The organism is Arthrobacter sp. MW3 TE3886, from assembly GCF_041262145.1.
In the GTDB taxonomy this organism is placed as follows: Bacteria; Actinomycetota; Actinomycetes; order Actinomycetales; family Micrococcaceae; genus Arthrobacter.
Genome location: NZ_JBGCAN010000001.1, coordinates 4,188,564 through 4,208,602, shown reverse-complemented (window position 1 = coordinate 4,208,602; position 20,039 = coordinate 4,188,564). Strand labels below are relative to the sequence as shown.

The 20,039-nt window shown below is 67.9% G+C and carries 19 protein-coding genes; 9 read left to right on the top strand and 10 right to left on the bottom strand.

Going from position 1 to position 20,039, the window contains the following annotated elements:
• Nucleotides 1-99: 99 nt before the first annotated feature.
• The 5 genes from ABH915_RS19185 to ABH915_RS19165 form a co-directional block, all read right to left on the bottom strand.
• Nucleotides 100-1,545 carry a S8 family serine peptidase gene (locus ABH915_RS19185; protein ID WP_370124330.1) on the bottom strand — a complete coding sequence of 482 codons (1,446 nt, stop codon included), beginning with the start codon at nt 1,543-1,545 and terminating at the stop codon, nt 100-102.
• Between the two features lie 119 nt (nt 1,546-1,664).
• Nucleotides 1,665-3,005: an ammonium transporter gene (locus ABH915_RS19180; RefSeq protein WP_370125043.1), complete on the bottom strand. Its 1,341-nt coding sequence runs from the start codon at nt 3,003-3,005 to the stop codon at nt 1,665-1,667.
• A 210-nt stretch (nt 3,006-3,215) separates the two neighbouring features.
• On the bottom strand, nt 3,216-4,274 hold the full coding sequence (locus ABH915_RS19175; RefSeq protein ID WP_370124328.1) for a CapA family protein: 1,059 nt from the start codon (nt 4,272-4,274) through the stop codon (nt 3,216-3,218).
• 44 nt (nt 4,275-4,318) lie between these two features.
• Nucleotides 4,319-4,570 carry a DUF2630 family protein gene (locus ABH915_RS19170; RefSeq protein WP_026538595.1) on the bottom strand — a complete coding sequence of 84 codons (252 nt, stop codon included), beginning with the start codon at nt 4,568-4,570 and terminating at the stop codon, nt 4,319-4,321.
• 135 nt (nt 4,571-4,705) lie between these two features.
• Nucleotides 4,706-6,580 (bottom strand): Na+/H+ antiporter, encoded by a 1,875-nt coding sequence (locus ABH915_RS19165; RefSeq protein ID WP_370124326.1) that lies wholly within the window; start codon nt 6,578-6,580, stop codon nt 4,706-4,708.
• A 188-nt stretch (nt 6,581-6,768) separates the two neighbouring features.
• Between ABH915_RS19165 and ABH915_RS19160 the strand changes: the two genes are divergently transcribed.
• The 4 genes from ABH915_RS19160 (at nt 6,769) to ABH915_RS19145 (ending at nt 9,227) form a co-directional block, all read left to right on the top strand.
• A complete protein-coding gene (locus tag ABH915_RS19160) occupies nt 6,769-7,335 on the top strand; it encodes a type 1 glutamine amidotransferase domain-containing protein (protein ID WP_018775452.1) in 567 nt (188 codons plus the stop codon).
• A gap of 206 nt (nt 7,336-7,541) precedes the next feature.
• Nucleotides 7,542-7,955, top strand: coding sequence for a VOC family protein (locus tag ABH915_RS19155; RefSeq protein ID WP_370124324.1), 414 nt, complete (start codon nt 7,542-7,544; stop codon nt 7,953-7,955).
• A 95-nt stretch (nt 7,956-8,050) separates the two neighbouring features.
• Nucleotides 8,051-8,260, top strand: coding sequence for a hypothetical protein (locus ABH915_RS19150; protein ID WP_018775450.1), 210 nt, complete (start codon nt 8,051-8,053; stop codon nt 8,258-8,260).
• Nucleotides 8,261-8,432: 172 nt separating this feature from the next.
• Complete coding sequence (locus ABH915_RS19145; RefSeq protein ID WP_370124322.1) at nt 8,433-9,227, top strand: alpha/beta fold hydrolase; 795 nt, start codon at nt 8,433-8,435, stop codon at nt 9,225-9,227.
• 25 nt (nt 9,228-9,252) lie between these two features.
• Here ABH915_RS19145 and ABH915_RS19140 read toward each other — a convergent pair whose 3' ends face one another.
• Complete coding sequence (locus tag ABH915_RS19140; RefSeq protein WP_370124320.1) at nt 9,253-9,987, bottom strand: GAF and ANTAR domain-containing protein; 735 nt, start codon at nt 9,985-9,987, stop codon at nt 9,253-9,255.
• Between the two features lie 242 nt (nt 9,988-10,229).
• Here ABH915_RS19140 and mgtA point away from each other — a divergent pair, with 242 nt between their 5' ends.
• On the top strand, nt 10,230-12,962 hold the full coding sequence (mgtA, locus tag ABH915_RS19135) for a magnesium-translocating P-type ATPase (protein ID WP_370124318.1): 2,733 nt from the start codon (nt 10,230-10,232) through the stop codon (nt 12,960-12,962).
• On the opposite strand, the gene ABH915_RS19130 is transcribed toward mgtA, so the two are convergent.
• Nucleotides 12,935-13,075: a hypothetical protein gene (locus ABH915_RS19130; protein WP_370124316.1), complete on the bottom strand. Its 141-nt coding sequence runs from the start codon at nt 13,073-13,075 to the stop codon at nt 12,935-12,937. The genes mgtA and ABH915_RS19130 overlap by 28 nt on opposite strands.
• 5 nt (nt 13,076-13,080) lie before the next feature.
• On the opposite strand from ABH915_RS19130, the gene ABH915_RS19125 reads away from it, so the two are divergent.
• Nucleotides 13,081-14,445 (top strand): phosphoribosyltransferase family protein, encoded by a 1,365-nt coding sequence (locus ABH915_RS19125; RefSeq protein WP_370124314.1) that lies wholly within the window; start codon nt 13,081-13,083, stop codon nt 14,443-14,445.
• Between the two features lie 36 nt (nt 14,446-14,481).
• On the opposite strand, the gene ABH915_RS19120 is transcribed toward ABH915_RS19125, so the two are convergent.
• Nucleotides 14,482-15,186: an SRPBCC family protein gene (locus ABH915_RS19120; protein ID WP_370124312.1), complete on the bottom strand. Its 705-nt coding sequence runs from the start codon at nt 15,184-15,186 to the stop codon at nt 14,482-14,484.
• Nucleotides 15,187-15,196: 10 nt separating this feature from the next.
• Nucleotides 15,197-15,667 (bottom strand): universal stress protein, encoded by a 471-nt coding sequence (locus tag ABH915_RS19115; protein ID WP_370124311.1) that lies wholly within the window; start codon nt 15,665-15,667, stop codon nt 15,197-15,199.
• A 173-nt stretch (nt 15,668-15,840) separates the two neighbouring features.
• Here ABH915_RS19115 and ABH915_RS19110 point away from each other — a divergent pair, with 173 nt between their 5' ends.
• Nucleotides 15,841-16,713, top strand: coding sequence for an NAD-dependent epimerase/dehydratase family protein (locus tag ABH915_RS19110; RefSeq protein WP_370124309.1), 873 nt, complete (start codon nt 15,841-15,843; stop codon nt 16,711-16,713).
• Between the two features lie 19 nt (nt 16,714-16,732).
• On the top strand, nt 16,733-17,764 hold the full coding sequence (locus tag ABH915_RS19105; RefSeq protein ID WP_026538586.1) for an aldo/keto reductase: 1,032 nt from the start codon (nt 16,733-16,735) through the stop codon (nt 17,762-17,764).
• An 81-nt stretch (nt 17,765-17,845) separates the two neighbouring features.
• Here the strand turns inward: ABH915_RS19105 and ABH915_RS19100 are convergent, their stop codons facing one another.
• A complete protein-coding gene (locus tag ABH915_RS19100; RefSeq protein ID WP_026266771.1) occupies nt 17,846-18,595 on the bottom strand; it encodes a FadR/GntR family transcriptional regulator in 750 nt (249 codons plus the stop codon).
• A gap of 140 nt (nt 18,596-18,735) precedes the next feature.
• Here ABH915_RS19100 and ABH915_RS19095 point away from each other — a divergent pair, with 140 nt between their 5' ends.
• Nucleotides 18,736-20,031 (top strand): ABC transporter substrate-binding protein, encoded by a 1,296-nt coding sequence (locus tag ABH915_RS19095; protein ID WP_370124306.1) that lies wholly within the window; start codon nt 18,736-18,738, stop codon nt 20,029-20,031.
• The last annotated feature ends 8 nt before the right edge of the window (nt 20,032-20,039 follow it).

Sequence of the window (20,039 nt, the reverse complement as noted above, 5' to 3'; positions counted from 1 at the left end):
CCCACGGCTGAGACCAGCATTTTGGCCCCCGGCTGAGACCTGCCGGGAACCTCTACCGACGTCCGCCACTGGCAAGGCCGGATACCTCACACCGAAGCGTCAGAAGCTCACCGTCTGGGTCAGGTATCCGTAGTACTGCCCCCCGACCGGGTGGATGGGATCGCCGTCGAAGCCGTAGTCATGGTGCCGCTTCGAGTACGACTTTGTCAGCTCCAGGTACTGCTTCATGACGTGTTCGGCTGAGCCCGTGCAGGCCTTCTGGCTGATGCACAGGGCCACGGATCCTGCCACAGCCGGGCTGGCGAAGCTGGTGCCGTTGCTGACGTTGTACCCGCCGGGCCAGGTGGAGAGCATGCACACGCCGGGGCCGGCGACCGTGTGGGCCTTGTCCTCGCTCGTGGTGGCGAAGTTGGAGAAGAAGGCCTGCTGGTCATCCTTTTGCCCGTACTTCGAAAAGTCGTCCGGGCCGCAGACGGCGGCGGCATCCCCGCCGGACTTTCCGTCGAAGTCGCCCATGGCGGTGGCGGTCAGCACTTGGTCGTACGTGGCCGGGACCGTGTTGGCGAAGTCCTCACCGGCGTTGCCGGCCGCGACGGCGTAGGTGACGCCGGCCCGGACCGAGCGGCAGATGGCGTAGTGCATCGGGTCCGTGCCCTTGCCGCAGTTGGACGTGTCCGGGGCGCCGCCGGCGATGCTGATGTTGGCCACGGCGATGTCGTTGCTGTCGTCGTCATCCTTGTGCGTCGACGTCACCCAGTCAATCGCGCAGATCAGCATCTCCTCGGAGATCAGGCCGGCGTCGTCAACCACGCGGACGGACCACAGCGGGGTGCCCGGGGCGGTCCCAATCACGCCCAGGCGGTTGTTCCGGGCGCCGATCACACCGGCGACGAACGTCCCGTGCCCCATGACATCAACGGGGGTCACATCCACGGGCGAGCCGGACTGGCAGTCAACCCCGCCCTTGACGTTCAGGTCCGGGTGGGTCGCGTCGATGCCGCTGTCGATCACGGCGACGTTGACATTGATCCGGCTTGGCCCCTTGTCGAGGGCCTTACGGACGTCGGAACTGGTTCCGGCGATCCGCTTCCGCCAAAACGGTGTCTCCTGCGTGGCCGAGGTCCCAGGCTCCTGCGGATTCTGGAAGGTCCGGCCCGCAGTAACGAAGTCGACGTTCGGGTCGGCCTGGACGCGTTGCGCCTGGGCCGCCGTCAGGTTGGCAGAGTAGCCCTTCACGGCATTGCGGTAGACCTTCGACGTCGCAAATCCGTAGGCGCTTTGCTGGGCGGCCGCCACCGCTCCGGCGTCCACGACGCCGTCCTTGAGCACCACGATATAGTTTTGCGCCGGGCCGGCGGCGTTCGAAGGAGCTGCCGCCACCAGGCCGCCGCCAGCCACCAGGGCAAAGGCCGCCAGCGAGGCCAGCCCGCGCCCGAACCAACCTGTGTCCGTTCTGGGAAGGGAGCTGCGCCGGTGTCTGCGCGGGGTCCGCGCCACCGATGTTAGCTTCGGTTTTGATGCCTTGCGGCTGGCTTGGCTGAACATCGTGGCCTCCCATTAAGCGAGTTCGCTAATTCGAGTGCCCCCCGCCCATATCTTAAGCCTCCGGCCGCGTCTTACACCCGGGCCCTTTGGAAAAACTTGTGCCGGACCCGGCGGTCGCCTCAGACGAGGCTGTCCTCCTTTGCACGCGCGGATGCGTTTTCCGGTGCCCGGCCGGCCGCGTGGGCTGACGTCGCCGCGTGGGCCGACGTCGCGGCGTGCGCCGCGCCGACGTGGTGGCCGAACGGGTTGAACCGGCTGAAGCCCAGTTCGGCGAAGGCATATGCGGTCTCGGCGTGTTCAGACCGGTCCACGCCGGCGAGTTCATCCTCGCGGCTGACCCGGAAGCCCAGCGTCTTGTGGATGGCCAGTCCGATCACCGCGGTCCCGAGGCCGGACACCGCCACGGTGATGAGGACGGCCACGGCCTGCGCGATGACTTGGTGGAGCCCGCCGCCGTAGAACAGCCCGCCGCCGGCACCGTCCACCGGCAGCGCAATGAAACCGAGCGCGAGGGTGCCGATCAGGCCGCCGCCGAGGTGGACGCCGACGACGTCGAGCGAGTCATCGAAGCCAAACTTGAATTTCAGGTCCACGAACACCGCGCAGGCGGCACCGGCCACGAAGCCCAGGCCCAGCGCGGCGAGGGGGCTGATGTTGGCGCACGAGGGCGTGATGGCCACCAGGCCGGCGACAGCGCCGGACGCCGCGCCCAAAGAGGTGTGGTGGCCGTGGCGGACCTTCTCCGTCACCAGCCAGCTGATCATGGCCGCGGCGGGGGCGGCCAGGGTGTTCACCCAGATCAGGCCGGCCTGCTCCACGGTGGTAGCGGCGCCGGCGTTGAAGCCGAACCAGCCGAACCACAGGATGCCCGCGCCGAGCATGATGAAGGGGATGTTGTGGGGGCGGTGGCCGGGGTCCTTGCCGAAGCCGTGCCGGTTGCCCAGGATCAGGACCAGGACCAGGGCTGCGGTTCCGGACGCGATTTCCACCACGGTGCCGCCGGCGAAGTCGATGACCTGGCCGAACACGGCACTCACGGCGCCGCCGGCACTCATGAGGCCGCCGCCCCAGACCATGAAGGCCAGCGGGCAGTACACGAGGGTGATCCAGATGGGGACGAAGAGGGCCCAAGAGGTGAATTTCGCGCGGTCCGCGATGGCGCCGCTGATGAGGGCCACGGTGAGGATGGCGAATGTGGCGCTGTAGCCGGCCTTGATCAGGTCCGGCGATCCGATGAGGCTGCTCAGGCCGAAGCTCGCGAACGGGTTGCCGAACACGCCGAGGACGCCCTGCCCGGTGCTCATCGAGTAGCCCCAGAGGACCCACACCACCCCGACGATTCCGACCGAGACGAAGCTCATCATCATCATGTTGAGCGAGGCCTTGGCCCGGGTCATGCCGCCGTAAAACAGGCCCAAGGCCGGGGTCATCAGCAGAACCATCGCTGCCGACACAATCATCCAGACGCTTCCAGCAGTGAGCTCCACCGGCGGGTCCCTTCTCGTCAGTCTTCCGTACCGGGACACGTCGCCGCCGGCCCCCCCGATCCGGATTTAATCCTCGCGGAGCCATGTTTCCGGCAGTGGGGCGGAAAGTTGCGGGCACGTTACGGGAATCGCGACGGCGTGAAGTTCGCGTGACCGGCATGTTTCAGGAATGTAAACGGAGCCTCATGTGCCTGGAGGGCTGTCGAGCGGAATCTCCAGGCAGCGGCCGGCCGCGTTCCAGCTGCCCAACGTGCCCAGTTGGCCGCTCAGCCGCTGCATCCGGGCGGCTATATCGGGGGCCGACCCGCGGGCCAGGCGGGCCTGAAATCCGGCGATGATCGTCGGATGCAGCCGAAGAGTGCGGGGTGCGCCGGCGTCGGTGTCGAGCATGAACACGAAGGACTGGTCATTGCGCTCGACGGGGTCCACAGCGTAATCGTCAATGAAATCCCCGGCGCTGTAGATGATGGGGCGGTTCCGGTGGATGCCGACGCCGCGGAATATGTGCGGCGAATGGCCGAACACGACGTCGGCCCCGGCCTCGATGAGGTCCCGGGCAAGGTCCTGATGCCCGGCCGGGACCTCGTAGCCCCAGTTCCCGCCCCAATGGGCCGACACGATGAGGACCTGGACGCGGGCCTTGGTCCTGGCGACCAGTTCCAGGAGGCCGTCCCGCCGGGCCCGGCGGCGCCGGCCGCCGTCGGTCGCGGGAACGGCGGTCACGGGTACGGCGGTCACGGGTACGGCGGTCAAGGGAACATCGTCCACCGGGACGTAGTAGACTCCGGGAGCCGCGGGGCCGGCCTCCCAGCCGGGCTCGTTGTCCGTGAAGGCAATGAATCCGACGGCGACGGCGCCCACGCGCCACACGGCCGGGCGGCGGGCCGCCTCCAGGTCCGGGCCGGCCCCGGCATGGAAGATGCCGCAGCCGTCCAGCGCCGGCAGCATCTCAGCGAACGCTGCCTGGCCGAAGTCCAGGACGTGGTTGTTGGCCAGCGAGACGGCGTCGATCCCGGCGGCGAGGAGGCTGGCGACGTTCTTCGGGTCCGAGCGGAAATGGAAGATCTTGCCGGGCTCGGGCTCGCCGCCGGCCGCCAGGACACACTCGAGGTTGGCGATGCGAACATCCGCCTGCTTCAGGAGCTCCAGAGTGTCGCCCCACGGGTAGGCAGGCCGGGCCGTTGCCAGGTGCCGGTTCACCAGCCGGCCCAGCATGACGTCTCCCAGCAGCGCGATCCGCATGGCCTGCCTGCCTACTTCCCAGCCTGTCAGGTCAGGGCCGAGGGCTAGCTTTGGTAGCCCTCGACCTCGCTGACCGGCCGCACCTCCGCCTCGTCCGGGTTCTCGCCATAGTCCTTTTTCGCGCGCCGCTGGCGGAGCAGGTCCCAGCACTGATCCAGCTGTTCTTCCACCTGCTGCAGCCGGAGAATGTCCGGGGCTCCGCTCCCTTGCTCACCAGGCTGGGTTGAGCCTTCGCGGAGGCCGTGTTCCTCCTCCACCAGGGCCTTGATGCGCTCCAGGATGTCTTGGTTGTCCACGGTGTCCTCTTTTCGTCCGACGGCGGCGGGCCGCCTTCTCTTCCCCCGGGTTCCCTTCCAGCCTACGGAGGGGACGGCGCGGTGAACAGGGCAGCCCCGAGTGCGGGCGGGACGGCGCTGGCCGGTGCCTGCGGCCTAGCCCAGGAGCTCGTCCGGGTAGCACCAGCGCCAGTCCTCGCCCGGCTCGGCGCTGCGCATGACGGGGTGGCCGCTGAGCTGGAAGTGCTTGTACGCGTGGGTTCCCGGTGAGGAATCGCAGCAGGCCACGTTGCCGCACTGCAGGCACATCCGCAGATGCACCGTCGTCGTCCCCTCCCGTTCGCACGCCTCACAGAAGGGCCCGGGCGGGACGACGAGATCCGGGGCGGATTCCAGGTGCGGACAGACTCCGCGGGGCCGGGCGATTCCCTCACCGCCGCTGCCGCCGTCCGCGTCCGGTTCCTCCAGTGCGGCGTCCAGCATGGACTCTTCGACGTCGAGGCGGTCAAGGACGTTGACCAGGACCTCGTGCGCGTACCCGCCGCCGCGCCGCAGCTCGAGGACTTTGGTGCGTTCGGCGTCCAGCATGGCCAGCCGGAGTTGGGCGTACCGCTGGCTGGGGGTGGCGGCTTCGGCGGACGGGCGGCCCAGCCGCTCCCATGCGGCCAGCCCGCGCTCCTGGGTGCGCCGTTTCAGCATCGCCACGACTTCCGGGGGATCGGCGTCCGAACGCAGTTCCTGGAGCCGCTGCACGCCCGCCGCCGTCGCCATTTGCATCAGCGAAGCCTCGTTAAGCGCGTCCTCGCGCGGGTCCGGCCCCTTCACATTCAGCCACCGGACCAGGACCGGGAGCGTGAAGCCCTGCAGGGTCAGCGTGCCGCCCACCACCACGAGGGCCATCAGGATCAGGACGGACCGGTGCTCCAGCTCCGCCGGCAGGACCAGGACGGCGGCCAGCGTCACCACGCCGCGCATGCCGGCCCAGGACACGATCGCCGGATACTGCCACGGCGGCGCGGGATCCTTGCGCCGGACCGCGGGAATGAGCCGCGGCAGGTAGGTGGTGGGGAAGACCCAGACCGGACGCAGGACCAGTACGGCGAGCAGCACCACGGCACAGCCGAACCAGATCCTTTCCGGCCCCAGCGAATCATCCCGGACGCCCTCGATGATGGTCCGGACCTGCAGCCCGATCAGGAGGAACACAGAGTTCTCCAGCAGGAACTGCACCGTGTGCCAGTTGCTGCGCTGGCTCAGCCGTGCCGCCCCGTTTGGCATGGACGGCGCCTTGGTCCCCATGATCAGCCCGGTAACGACGACGGCCAGGACGCCGGAGGCGTGGATTGCTTCCGCCGGGAGGTAGGCCACGAGCGGGGCGATCAGCGAAGTGGAGGTGTTGATGGCCACGTTGCGGATCCGCTTGCGGAGCGCGGTGAGCACGAAAGCCGCGGCAACGCCCACCACCACGCCCCCGCCGGCCGCCAGGACGAAGCCGCCGGCGATCTCCGCTGCGGAGACAGCTCCGGCGATGGCGGCGATGGCAGCACGCAGGCAGACCAGCGCCGTGGCATCGTTGACCAGCGATTCGCCCTCCAGGATGGTGACAATCCTGCGGGGCATGCCCACCTTTCGCGCGATCGCCGTCGCGGCCACGGCGTCCGGAGGCGCGACGACCGCACCCAGGGCCATGGCGGCCGCCAACGGGATCTCTGGAAACAGCCAGGCGACCACCAGCCCGACGCTGACCGTGCCGAAAATGACGTAGCCCACCGACAGCAGGCCAATGGAGCGGCGGTTGGAACGGAAATCGAACAGCGAGGTCTGCAGCGCCGCAGCGTAGAGCAGCGGCGGCAACAGCCCGACCAGAACGAGTTCGGGGTTCAGCTCGATGGTCGGAACAAACGGGAGGAACGAGCACACCACGCCGGCCAGCACCAGCAGCAGGGGGACGGAGACGTTGATCTTTTGGCCCAGCGCGCTGACGGCACAGACGATGGCGACGAGGGCCAGTAGCCCGAAAGCGACTTCCATTGGCCCATTCTCTCAGCTTCCTGTCCGCTGCCGTCCGCGGCTCCGCAACACATCATCAGCTTGCTTACGACTTGGCGGCTTCCTAGAGTTAAGACTGCAAGCCAACTGAGAGTCTGCGCTGGCGCCGGCACTGAACAAATACTGAACAAATGCTGCCCGGCCCGCGCCCCGGCATGAGGAGGACATATATGTCAGAGCACAACCTTTCGGGCAAGAAAGTCGCGTTCCTGCTGACCGACGGTGTGGAGCAAGTGGAGCTGACCAGCCCGTGGGATGCCGTGAAGGAAGCCGGCGGCGTGCCAACCCTGGTCTCGCCGAAGAGCGGAGAACTGCAGGGCTATGACGGCACCGAAAAAGGGCAGACGTTCGCGGTCGACCTCGCCGTGGGACAGGCCGACGCCGCCGACTTCCACGCCCTGGTCATCCCCGGCGGCGTGGTCAACGCCGATCACCTCAGAGTCGACAAAGACGCCCAGGCGTTCACCCGGGCCTTCTTCGAGCAGCACAAGCCTGTCGCCGCCATCTGCCACGGCCCGTGGCTGCTCATTGACGCCGGCGTGGTCAGCGGCAGGAGCCTGACCTCGTACCACACGCTCCAGACGGACCTCAAGAATGCCGGCGCGATCTGGACTGACGAGCAGGTCGTGGTGGATCAGGGCCTGGTGACCAGCCGCAGCCCGCGTGACCTCCCGGCCTTCAACGCCAAACTCCTTGAGGAAATCGCCGAAGGCGAACACGCAGGCCAGACGCCGTAGCCGCACGCCCGTGGAAGCCTCCGACGGCGGCAAAGGCCGCCGTCTGAGGCTTCCGGCTGGCCCCTCAGTTGCTTTGTCGTCGGCGGCCCGGTTCCGCTGCCGGGCACCTACCCACGCTGCCGGTTTTGCGGCAGGATATGCCCTGTACCGTGCACCGTCGTCGTTGCCGCCCCGGCCGGCGCCCCCAGCAGCAAGGAGTTTCGGACATGACTACGCTCAATCCCTACCTCGGCTTCCGCGACAACGCGCAAGAGGCCATGACCTTCTACCAGTCGGTGTTCGGCGGCGAACTGACCATGAGTACCTTCGCCGAATACCACGCCAGCGAAGACCCGGCGGAGCAGGAGAAGATCATGCATGCCCAGCTCAGGACGGACGCGGGCATGGTGTTGATGGGCGCGGACACGCCCAACAGCATGGATTTCACCCCGGGCAACAACTTTTCCGTATCCCTCAGCGGGTCCAACGAGGCTGAGCTCCGTGGCTACTTCGACAAGCTGGCCGAAGGCGGCACCATCGCGATGCCGCTGGAGAGGGCACCGTGGGGCGACATCTTCGGCATGTGCAAGGACAGGTTTGGTGTGGACTGGCTGGTGAACGTCGGTTCCGAGCCTGCCTAGGAGGGGCCCTCGGCCCGGCCGGCAGCAAGCGCTATCCTAGATGCAGCCAGGACAGTGCAGGGACGAGTCCGTCCCCTGGCCAAGGGAGGCATGCAATGACCGAGAAGCTGCACCTCAGCCCGGAAGATGACTTCCCGGAGGACCTCAGCAAGGTGCCGGACAAGGATCTTCAGGTCCTCGACAGCCAAGTCGAGCGCCAGTTGGACTATGAGTACGTGGTGGAGGGGGAGCCGAATCCGGAGACGGAATTCCGGCACTATGACCTCGATGAGGAGTTCGAAGAGCGGGACAAACGGGACACCTGATCCGCCGTGATCAGCCTGAAAGGGCCGGCCGTCCCGCACGGCGTCAGGGATCTAGCCAGCAGGCTTACTAGACTGGGCCGACCACCCGGCTACGAAACGAGCCCTCCATGACCCCGGCTGCTGCCACGCGGTCCCTCCCGCACCCGTGCTGCGCGCCGCGGTCGTGCACCGCATGACCGATCCGGTCCGTCTGGAGATTTTTGTCGCGGGCCACGCCGGCCACGTCTTCGCCTCGCGCGAAATGGCTGGCGGGTCCGCGCCCGCCGTCGTGCTCATCCACGGTATCGGCGCGTCACACCGTTACCTGCGCCGGCTGCACCGGATCCTGGCCGGATCGGTGGAGACCTACTCCATCGACCTGCCGGGATTCGGCGCCACCCCCAAGCCCGCGTACACGCTCTCCATTGCCGACCACGCCCGCTACATCCTTGGCGCCATGGAACAGCTTGGCGTTGCCGAAATAGTGCTGGTGGGGCACTCGATGGGAACGCAGATGGCCCTGGAGGCGGCCCTTCAGGAACCGGGCCGGATCTCGAATGTGGTTCTGATGGGTCCCGTGGTGGACCCCCGGCGCGGCACAGTGGCGCGGACGGCCCTGGCGCTGGGCCGTGACTGCCTGTTCTACGAGAGCCCCTCCTCGAACGCCTTGGTTTTCACCGACTACCTGCGGTGCGGCCCGTCCTGGTACTTCAAGACCCTGCAGGTCATGATGGAGTACCCCATGGATCAGAGGATCGCCGGAGTCAGCGCACCGGTCCTCGTGGTGCGCGGCGCCAACGACCCCATCGCGGATGCAGACTGGTGCCGCCGGCTGGCCGGGCTCGCCAGCCGCGGGCGGCTACTGGAGGTGCCGGGAACCGGGCACGTCGTCCAGCACAACCGGGCCCTCGAGGTGCGGGACGGCATTCTGGCGTTCACGGGCCTTGGCGCGGCCGCGGGCGAGCCGCTGCCCGGAAGCCCGGCCTGACCGCACGGGCTGCCCAGGGCCGGGGTCAGACGTCGAAGTGGGTCCGGGTGGGGCCCTGACCGAGTGACTCGACCACCCCGGCCGCGACGGCGTGGAGCTTGATGTTCCGGGCGCTAGAGGCCGACTTCAGGAGCTCGAACGCCTCGGCCTGGCTGCAGCGGTTCTGCGCCATGATGATGCCGACGGCGACGTCGATCACGGTCCGTGTCTCCAGGGTGGCCTTGAGGTTGGCGGCCGTATCGCTGCTGTGCGCGAACCGGACAGCGAGGCGCAGGGCCATGGATGTCTGGTGGACGAAGTCACGGGCAAGTTCCGTGGCGCGCTCATCGAACCGGCCCGGCCGGTGCGAATACAGGTTCAGGGCGGCCCGGGTCTCGCCTTCGAGCAGGAACGGCAGCGCCAGGATGGACCGGAAGCCATGTCCGCGCACCGTGGCGGCGTACTGCGGCCAGCGGCCATCCAGAACCAGATCCTCAACGTGGACGGTTTCCTGCTCCCGGGAAGCCGTCATGCAAGGACCGTCGCCGAAGGCGTACTGGATTTCGTCCATGGCCTGCGCGGCGGGGCTGCTGCTCGCGACGGTGGCCGCCTTCCTTTCCCGCAGGAGCGTGATGCCGCACAGGACTTCGTCCCCGGGCTCGGACAGGCTGCGCGCGGACACGCGGGCGAGCTCACCGAGGAAGTCCTCGACGTCGGAGCTGCTGAGCACCAGTTCATGCAGGTGCTGGTTTATTGAATTTGCGGTTGACTCGCTGACCACTTATCTGTTGTGCCGTTTCACTCAGGTCAAGACGACCCGGCCGTGCTTCCCACCGCGGCAAAGTGGCGGATACGGCAGCGGCCGGATCGAAGAACAATCCAACGGCTCGCTGCAAAACCGTACCGGGAGAGTATATACATCCGGGAAACGCGGGTTCCATCCAGGCACTGGTCCGACGGCTCCTGAACCGTTCGTCCCGGGCATAAGCTGTGCCTTAAACGAATTGTCGTGAACGGATCCGCATGCCAGAGCTGGACGTCAAGGACTCGCCCCCCGCACCGCTGGCGATCGCCCGCGCCGCGGCCCGGCCAGTCGCCGCCGTGCTGGAAGAGCTGGGCTCGGGCGGGAATGGACTGACTGGTGCCGAAGCAGTCAGGCGCCTGGCGGAATTGGGGCCGAATGCGGTGCGGACCCACATGGCCAGCGGGTGGTCGGTGCTGGGCCGGCAATTGGCCAGCCCCATCCTGATCCTCCTGCTCATCACCGCCGGGCTTTCACTGTTTCTCGGGGATCCCACGAACGCGATCGTCATCGGCGTGATCCTGCTGGTCAGTGTCGGGCTCGGGTTCAGCAACGAATACCGGGCCGAACGCGCTGCGGAGGCCTTACATTCCCGCGTCACGCACCGCGCCGTCGTCGTTCGCGACGGGGTCCAAGGCGAAATCGACGTCACCGCGCTGGTGCCCGGCGACGTCGTCCACCTGGGGATCGGCGCGATCATTCCGGCCGACATGCGGGTGCTGACGGAGAAGGACCTCCTGTGTGATGAAAGCATCCTGACCGGGGAATCGCTGCCGGTTGCCAAGGATCCGGCGCCGGTGCCGGAGGATGCGCCGCTGGCGGAGCTGAGCAGCTGCCTCTTCATGGGGACCGTGATTCAGTCCGGCAGTTGTACCGCGGTGGTGGTCGCCACGGGAGGCCGGGCGGAATTCGGCCGGATTGCACTGGGCCTGGGCGAACGGCAGCCGCAGACCGAGTTTCAGCTGGGCCTGAAACGCTTCTCCTTCCTGTTGCTGCAGGTGGCCATCGGGCTGAGCTCGCTCATCTTCGTCGCGAACCTGCTGCTGCACCGGCCAGTGATCGAATCGCTGCTGTTCTCCCTGGCGATCGCGGTCGGCATCACTCCGCAGCTGCTGCCCGCGGTGGTCAGCACCAGCCTGGCCACGGGAACCCGGCAGCTGGCCCGGCGCAAGGTCCTGGTGAAGCGCCTGGTCTGCATCGAGGACCTGGGCGACATGGACATCCTGGTCACGGACAAGACCGGGACGCTGACCGAGGGCCGGATCAGCTTCACCGCCGCGCTGCCCGTCGGCCCGGGCATCCCGCCCGCCGAGCTGCTCACGCTCGGACTGTTGGCGACAGAGGCCGAATACGCCGAGGCGAAACTCTCTGCGGTCGGCCTGAACCCCTTGGATGCCGCCCTCTGGGAATCATCCGACGCGGCGGCCTTCCGGCCCGAGCGCTACGAACGCCTGGACGTCATAGACTTCGACCACCAGCGCCGCCGGACCAGCGTGCTGGTGCGCGAAGCCAACGGAGAAGCCCGCATCATCACAAAAGGCTCGCCGGAAGATGTCCTGGCCCTCTGCGTGGGCACGCCTGCGGACGTGCAGGCGATGCTGGACCAGCAGTTCGACGCCGGATCCCGGGTGATAGCTGTCGGAACGCGACCCGCGGGCGGGCTGGAGGACCTGACGCCATCCGACGAGAAGGATCTGGTCCTTGCCGGGTTCCTCATCTTCCTGGACCGGCCCAAAGCCAACGCCCGCGGCTCGCTTGACCAGCTCGAGGCGCTCGGCATTACGGTCAAGATCGCCACCGGCGACAACGCCCGGGTCGCCGAAAAGGTCTGTGACGAACTCGGCGTCCTCTCCGGCGGAACGCTCAGCGGCGCCGCCGTGGAGGCCATGTCCGATCCGGAGCTGGCCGCCGCCGCACGGGAGGCCAGCATCTTCGCCCGCGTATCGCCCGAACAGAAGGCGCGGATCATCCGGCTGCTGCGGCTAAGCGGCGGCGCCGTCGGGTTCATGGGCGACGGCGTCAACGACGCCCTGGCACTGCATGCGGCGGACATCGGCATCTCGGTCGACAGCGCCACCGACGTCGCCAAGGACGCCGCCGACGTCGTGCTGCTCGATAAGGACCTGGGGGTGTTGGCTGAGGGCGTCATGGAAGGCCGGCGGATCTTCGCCAACACCATCAAGTACGTTCTCATGGGCACGTCCAGCAACTTCGGCAACATGTTCAGTGCGGCCACGGCCTCCGTGCTGTTGAGTTTCCTGCCCATGCTGCCGGGCCAGATTCTGCTCAACAACCTGCTCTACGATGCCGGCCAACTGGCCATTCCGGGCGACCGGGTGGACAAGGAACAGCTGGTGGCCCCATCGCACTGGGACATCGGCTTCATCCGGCGTTTCATGTTCCTGTTTGGCCCGATCAGCTCTATCTTCGACTTCGCGACCTTCGCCCTGATGCTGTTCGTCCTCGACGCGGTTCCCGGCGAATTCCGGGCCGGCTGGTTCATCGAGTCCATCGTCACGCAGACACTGATCATCTTCGTCATCCGGACCCGGCGCGTGCCCTTCTTCCGGAGCAGGCCGTCGCTGGGCCTGGTCGGTGCCTCCCTGGGGGTGGTAACCCTGGGGGTGTACCTGCCGTTCTCGCCCCTGGCCGGCGTGCTGGGCTTCGATCCGCTGCCTGTTCCGTTCTTCCTCGCCTTGCTCGGGATGGCCGCGGTGTACTTGGTTCTGGTCGAAATGGCGAAAGTCTGGTTTTACGCCCGGGCCGCCCAGCAGCCTGTCCCTGGCCGGCCAGCGGCGCTCCGGCACCGCGGCCGGACCCACCGCATTGCCCGGCGGGCCGCCCGCTTCAGCATCCCGGCGAAGCCGCTCCTCGTCCACCGGGGCCCGGGATGGCGCCGTCGACGCAAACTCGGGCATAAAGGCCCTCACAGGGTTTCGGCCGCGGGCGGATAGTTGGAGGCAGCGGCCACCTGGTCCTGTTCGGGTTTGGGGAACCCGTAGGAGCGCACCAGTTTCAGCAGCACATGACTGATGGCCGATGGCCCACGCTTCGACTTGAAAGCCATAGCCCATGAGCATCTTTGAAGACAGGGTGGACGCCGGCAGGCAGCTCGGCAGGCGTCTGGCGGAATTGCGGGGCCAGGACATTGTGGTCCTGGGCCTGCCGCGCGGCGGCGTGCCCGTAGCCTTCGAAGTCGCCGCCGCCCTGGACGCTCCCCTGGATGTGATTGTGGTGCGGAAACTTGGGCTTCCCTACCAGCCAGAGCTCGCCATGGGGGCGATCGGTGAAGGCGGCGCCAAAGTCCTGGACGAGGAAGTCCTGGCCCATTCACGGGTCAGCGGTGAGGAATTCCAGGCTGTTGAAGAACGCGAACGCGCCGTGCTGGAAAACCGCGTGGTCCTGTTCCGGAAGGGCCGGACCCGGCACGACCTGACCGGACGCATCGCGGTGATCGTCGACGACGGGATCGCCACCGGCTCCACCGCCCGGGCGGCCTGCCGGGTCGCCCGCAAACAGGGTGCGGCCCGCGTGATCCTGGCCGTTCCGGTTGCCCCCGCCGAGACCCTCGCCGACCTGACAGAACCGGACGAAGTGGTCTGCCTGGCGACCCCGCGCCAGTTCACCGCCGTCGGATACCACTACCGGGACTTCTCGCCCACTGACGACGACGAGGTGCTGCGCCTGCTCGATCTTGCGGCCAAACGCGTCGAGGCCGCACCGCCGCCCTTCTGGACCTCGACGGCGACCCGCACCGACAGAGCCGCCGACGTCGACGAGGAAGTGGAAATCCCGTCCCGCGGGGTGCGGCTCCAGGCCCAGCTCCACCTGCCGGTGCCCGCGCGGGCCGTGGTGCTGTTCGCCCATGGCAGCGGCAGCAGCCGCCACAGCCCCCGGAACCGGTACGTGGCCGGCGTCCTGCAGCAGGCCGGTCTCGGCACGCTGCTGCTGGACCTGCTGACGCCTGCGGAGGAGCGCCACCGCGCCAACGTCTTTGACATTGAACTCCTGGCCCGCAGGCTGTCCTCGGCAACGGACTGGCTTTCCACCCGGGCAGATACGGCCTCCTGCGCGGTGGGCTACTTCGGTGCGAGCACGGGAGCCGGGGCCGCCTTGTGGGCGGCGTCGGAGCCGTCGGCCCGGATCGCGGCTGTCGTGTCCCGCGGTGGCCGCCCCGACCTCGCCGGCCCGCGGTTGTCCGCCGTCAAAGCGCCCACGCTCCTGATCGTGGGGAGCCTGGACCACGAGGTCCTGGAACTCAACCGCCGGGCGAAAGCGATGATGCGCAGCCCCAGCCAGCTCGCCGTCGTGCAGGGGGCGACGCACTTGTTCGAAGAGCCGGGCACGCTCGCGGCGGCGGCCATCCTGGCGCGGGACTGGTTTGTCGACTACCTGCTGCCCCCGAACGGTACCAGCGCGCGGGCAGCGGGCGTCTGAGGGGGCGGAACCAGCCCAGAACCAGCAGGGCCGGGGTCACGAAGGCCGCGGACCCTGGCTCCGGCGGCCCTCTACCCTGGACCGGATCCCCAGGAGCATCCGCCGTTCCATCAGGAACTGCACCGGCTCCAGCAGTGCGCGCAGGGCCAGCCCCTCCGCCAGGGGCGAAAAGTCGTACCGGGTGCGGGACAGGAGCCTGGTGGCCTGGGGACCAGCAGGCCGCAACACGAACGTCCAGCTGATGTCCAGCCGGCGCCCGGTGGGACGGACCCCTGCCGGCGACATCGTCCCCGTGCGCAGATCGATGGTTCCGCCCAGCCCCAGCACCGAACCGGACTGGAGGAGCCTGACCGGAAGGCCACCGTCGGCGGACATCGGAACAATGTCGCCTACTTTCAGGCGCTGCAGCTCCGGGAGAATCCGGTCCGCGTTCCGGATGCCCAGGCCCGCGCCGCGTTCGAGCCAGTCGTAGGAGTAGAAACCGCCGCGCCCGGCGCCCATCTGGACCAGCCATGGCCAGACCTCTGCCACCGGCGCCGCGATGGTGACCGCACGGGTGCTTTGCATGCGCGGGGCGGGCACGATCTCGTCCCCGGCGAGCGGGCCGGCGGCCTCCTGGGTGGTGGCCCCCCAGCGCAGGAGCCGCGGCCGGACGGCCAGGACGTAGGCTGCGCCCGCCGATGCCGCAGCCAGCGCCGCGAGCGGTCCGCGCAGCCGGCCGGGAACGTGCGGACCGCTCACGCGAGGGACCTCATCCGCTGGTCCGGCCCCGGAGGTCGTCCGAGTCCGGGCCGACCACCACCACCGGGCAGTGGGAGTGGGCCGCGCAGGCCCCGCTCACCGAGCCCATGACCTGATGGAGGAAGCCGCCCTTGCCGCGCCGGCCCACCACGAGCAACTCGGCGTGCTGGCTTTCCTCGATGAGGACCTTGGCCGGCGCCCCGAACTTGACCGAGCGGGTAAGTCCTTCCGGACGCGATTCGCCGAAGGCCCGCTCCAGTGACTGGTCCACGAGGCGTTCGGCGGTCTCCTCCAGCTCATCGAGGGTGGGCGTTCTGTCCTCCGGCAGGTGGGATGCAAGGAAGAAATCGGAAGTTCCCAGGCAGGTGATGATTTCCAACGGGATGTTCAGCCCCGCGGACATGCGCCCGGCGAGGCGGAGCGCCGTCGTCGAAAACTCGGAACCGTCCACACCCACGACAATGCGCTGATCACCGTTCATGTTCCCCAGCCTTGCCGCTGCCCCCGGGACTGCCTAGGGCCGAAAGTCACGCGGGGCTGGGCACCGCGGCCGCCTCCCCTTAGGGTGGAACGGTGAGCGCCGGCACCGGAGCAGGTGCCGGCCCCCGGCCGGACCATGACGGTCAGCCGAGCCTGCCACCCGAGGAGTTTCTGATGCGAGTTGCTGTTACTGGAGGAAGCGGAAAGCTGGGCCGAAACGTCATGCGGCGGCTCAGCGATGACGGGCACGAGGTGACCAACCTGGACCGCACCGGCGCGCGCGGCCGCGGCTTCACGGAGGTGGACCTGCGCAATTACGGCCAGGTGGTGGATGTGTTCCTGGGCCTGGAGGACCGCCATGCCGGCTTTGACGCCGTGGTGCACCTGGCCGCGATTCCCGCACCGGGCCATGCCCCTGATGCCGCCACCTTCGAGAACAACATGCAGTCCACCTACAACGTGTTCCAGGCTGCCCGCCGGGCCGGCATCAAGAAAATCGTCTACGCGTCCAGTGAGACGGTGCTGGGGCTGCCTTTCGACGTCGACCCTCCCTACATCCCGGTGGACGAGGACTACCCCGCCCGGCCGGAAAGCACGTACTCCCTGGTCAAACACCTTGAGGAGCAGATGGCCATCCAGCTGACCCGCTGGGACCCGGACCTGAGCATCACCGGCCTGCGGTTCTCCAATGTGATGGACCCGGAGGACTATGAGGAATTCCCCTCCTTCGACCACGACGCCCGGGCGCGCAAGTGGAATCTCTGGGGCTACATTGACGGCCGGGACGGCGCGCAGGCCGTGGCCCGCGCCCTGGAGCACGGCAAACCCGGCTTCGAGGCGTTCATCATCGCCAACGAGGACACGGTGATGAGCCGCTCCAGCGCCAGCCTGGCCGCCGAGGTGTTCCCGAACGTGAAAGTGGTCAAGGACCTGGCCGAGCACGAGACCATGCTCTCGATCGACAAGGCCAAGCGGCTGCTGGGCTACGCGCCGGAGCACACCTGGCGGAACTACCACCCGCTGCGCACCACCCCCACGGAAGACTGACCCCAATTTGAGGAGCTCCATGCAATACCGCACCCTGGGCAACAGCGGCGCCGTCGTCTCCAATTACGCGCTGGGCACCATGACTTTCGGCGCCGAGGCAACCGAGGAGCAATCCCGCGCGATCCTGGATGACTACTTCGCGGCGGGCGGCAACTTCATCGACACCGCCGACGTCTACAGCTCGGGGGTGTCGGAGGAAATCATCGGCCGGTGGCTGGCGGACCGGGCCGAGGTGCGGGACCGGGCGGTGGTGGCCACGAAGGGCCGTTTCCCCATGGGCCAGGCGCCCAACGACGTCGGAACCTCCCGCCGGCACCTGGTCCGGGCACTCGATGACTCGCTGCGCCGGCTGGGCGTGGAACAGATCGATCTCTACCAGTTGCACGCCTGGGATCCGGTCACGCCCCTCGAGGAGACCCTCCGGTTCCTGCACGACGCCGTCACCAGCGGCAAGATCGCCTACTACGGCTTCTCCAACTTCCTGGGCTGGCAGTTGACCAAGGCTGTCCATGTGGCGAAGGCTCATGGCTGGAGCGCCCCGGTGACGCTGCAGCCTCAGTACAGCCTGCTGGTCCGGGAGATCGAGTCGGAAGTTGTCCCGGCCTCACTCGACGCCGGGATCGGGCTGCTGCCATGGTCGCCGCTGGGTGGCGGGTGGCTGTCCGGCAAGTACAAGCGCGACCAGCCGCCGGCCGGGGCGACCCGGCTCGGCGAAAACCCGAAGCGGGGGATGGAGGCCTGGGAGGCCCGCAACGCCGATCCGCGCACCTGGGACGTGATTGCCGAGGTGGAGCAGACCGCCGGGCGCCATGGCGTGAGCCCTTCCCAGGTGGCGCTGGCCTGGCTGGCGGACCGGCCGGCGGTCACCTCGGTGATCCTGGGCGCCCGCACCACCGGGCAGCTGGCGGACAATCTCGCGGCCGCGGATCTGCGGCTCACCGCAGGCGAGACAGAGCGGTTGACCGAGGTCAGCCGGCCGCGCGTCGGAGTCTATCCTTATGGGCCCATGGCCCAGGAACAGCGCAGCCGGAAGCTCGAGGGCGGCCGCTAACCAAATAAGCCGCTTACCAAACAACGCGGGGTCACCTGGCACCGGTCCAGGGGGTGTGGATGGGCGCGGAGGGACCCCGCGTCAGTTCCCGGGGGAGGCGGGGCCGCCGGCGTGGTAGCTGGACCAGATGTCGCCCATTTCCTCGGTGGACTGCTCCACGATCCTGCTCATGGCGGCGTGCGCGGCGTCCGCCTCGCCGCGCTGAATGGCGCTGGCCACATCCACGTGCAGTTGGAGGGCCTCGTGGTGGGGCAAATGCGGCATGAGGCCGTGCTCGGTGCGCCCTGTCAGCACCTCGGTGACCAGGTTGTGCAGCTGGGCGAACATGGCGTTGCCCGAGGCGCGGAGCACCGCCGCGTGGAAGTCGATGTCGAGCCGGAGGAACTCGTCTTGGTCCCCGCGCTGGCCGGACGCCCACAGCCGTGCGGCGAGGGAGACGAGGTCGCTGCCGGCATCCCAGGATGCCCTCTCGGCGGCGAGGCGGGCAGCCTGCGGTTCGATTGCCCCGCGGAGCTCGTTCAGGGCCTGCAATTGCTCGAGGCGCCTTGAGGACGCAAGCCGCCAGCGGATTACCTGGGGGTCGTACGCGTTCCACGATTCCTCCGGCTGCACCACCGTCCCCAGCCGCCGCCGCGACTCCAGCATCCCCTTGGAGGACAGCACGCGGGTGGCTTCCCGCACCACGGACCGGGAGACGTTGTGCTGGGCCTCAATCTCGTCCAGGCGCAGGATCGAGTGCGGCGCCAGCGTCCCTTCGGCGATGGCAAGCCCCAGGTTCTGGAGCAGCACGGCATGCAGGTCTGCTGTTGGCTCCGCCTTTGGAGTTTTCATAAATAAATCATACTGTCGGGCCGCAAGGTCTTGTATAAATCTGCTTTATTTACCTAAGATCACTTCCAGAGCGGATGTAAAGATGCATTTGCAGTCGGCTGTGCAGAGACGCCCAGCCCTGAAAACCAAAGGAAGTCGTAATGAAGCGACGTTCAATTGCGAAGTACGCGGCTGTTGCCGCGGTCCTGTCACTGGGGCTGACCGCCTGCGGCGGGGCCAGCGGCAGCACCGACGCCAAGACCTCCGGCACCGTCCGGGTCACCCTCGCCAACCATGTCTGGACCGAGGGCATCAAGGCCGCCATTCCGGAATTCGAGAAGTCCAGCGGGCTCAAGGTCGAACTGACCCAGCTGGGCGAAGACCAGCTCTCGGACCAGTACAACGTCAAGCTCAACGCCGGCAGCGACGAGATCGACGTGATGATGTACCGCCCGCTCCAGGAAGGCAAGGCGTTCGCGAAGAACGGCTACCTCGCGGACCTGACGTCCAAGGTCTCCTCGGACGCCGCGTGGGACTGGAAGGACTACCAGGAGGGCCCGGTCAAGGCCACCACCGCTGACGGCAAGGTGGTCGGCGTCCCGATCATCACCGAGCGCGAAGTTCTCTACTACCGCAAGGACCTGCTGAAGGCCGCCGGCCTGGAGGTTCCCAAGACCATGGACGAGCTCGAAGCCGCGGCCAAGGCCATCAAGGCTTCCTCCCCGGACACGGCCGGCTTCGTGGCCCGCACCGGCAAGTCCGCCGCCGTCACCCAGTTCTCGAGCTTCCTGTACAGCTTCGGCGGCGACTTCACCGACGCCGGCGGCAAGTCCGCCGTCAACTCCGACGCCGCGAAGAAGGCGTACGCGTTCTACGGCGGCCTGATCAAGAACTACGGCCCCGCCAACGTCAGCACCGACATGAGCTGGCCCGAGGCCATGGCAATCTTCACGCAGGGCAAGGCCGCCTTCTACACCGAGGCCGACTCGCTCTACAAGAACGCCACCGACCCGGCCAAGTCCAAGGTCGCCGACACGGTGGGCTTCGCCGCCCTGCCCGCCGGCCCCGCCGGTTCCAAGCCGTACAACATTCCGTCCTGGGGCCTCGCCGTCAACCAGGCATCGAGCAACCAGGACAACGCCTGGAAGTTCATCCAGTGGGCCACCAGCAAGGAACGCACCCTCGAGGCACAGAAGGCCGGCGTCCCCGGACCGCGCGCCTCGGTCTGGGCTGACCCGGCCGGAACCTCCACGTACCCGAAGGACCTCGCCGAGGCCATCACCGTCAGTGCCAAGAACGGTGTCGGACACGACCGTCCCCAGGTTCTCACCGTGGGCAAGGCCCGCGAAATCGTGGGCGGCCCGATCGTCGCGACCATCACCGGCTCTGACGGTTCCGCCGCAGCCGACACGGCGCACGACGCCTTCCAGAAGTTCCTGGACACCGAAAAGAAGTAGCGCGCCCG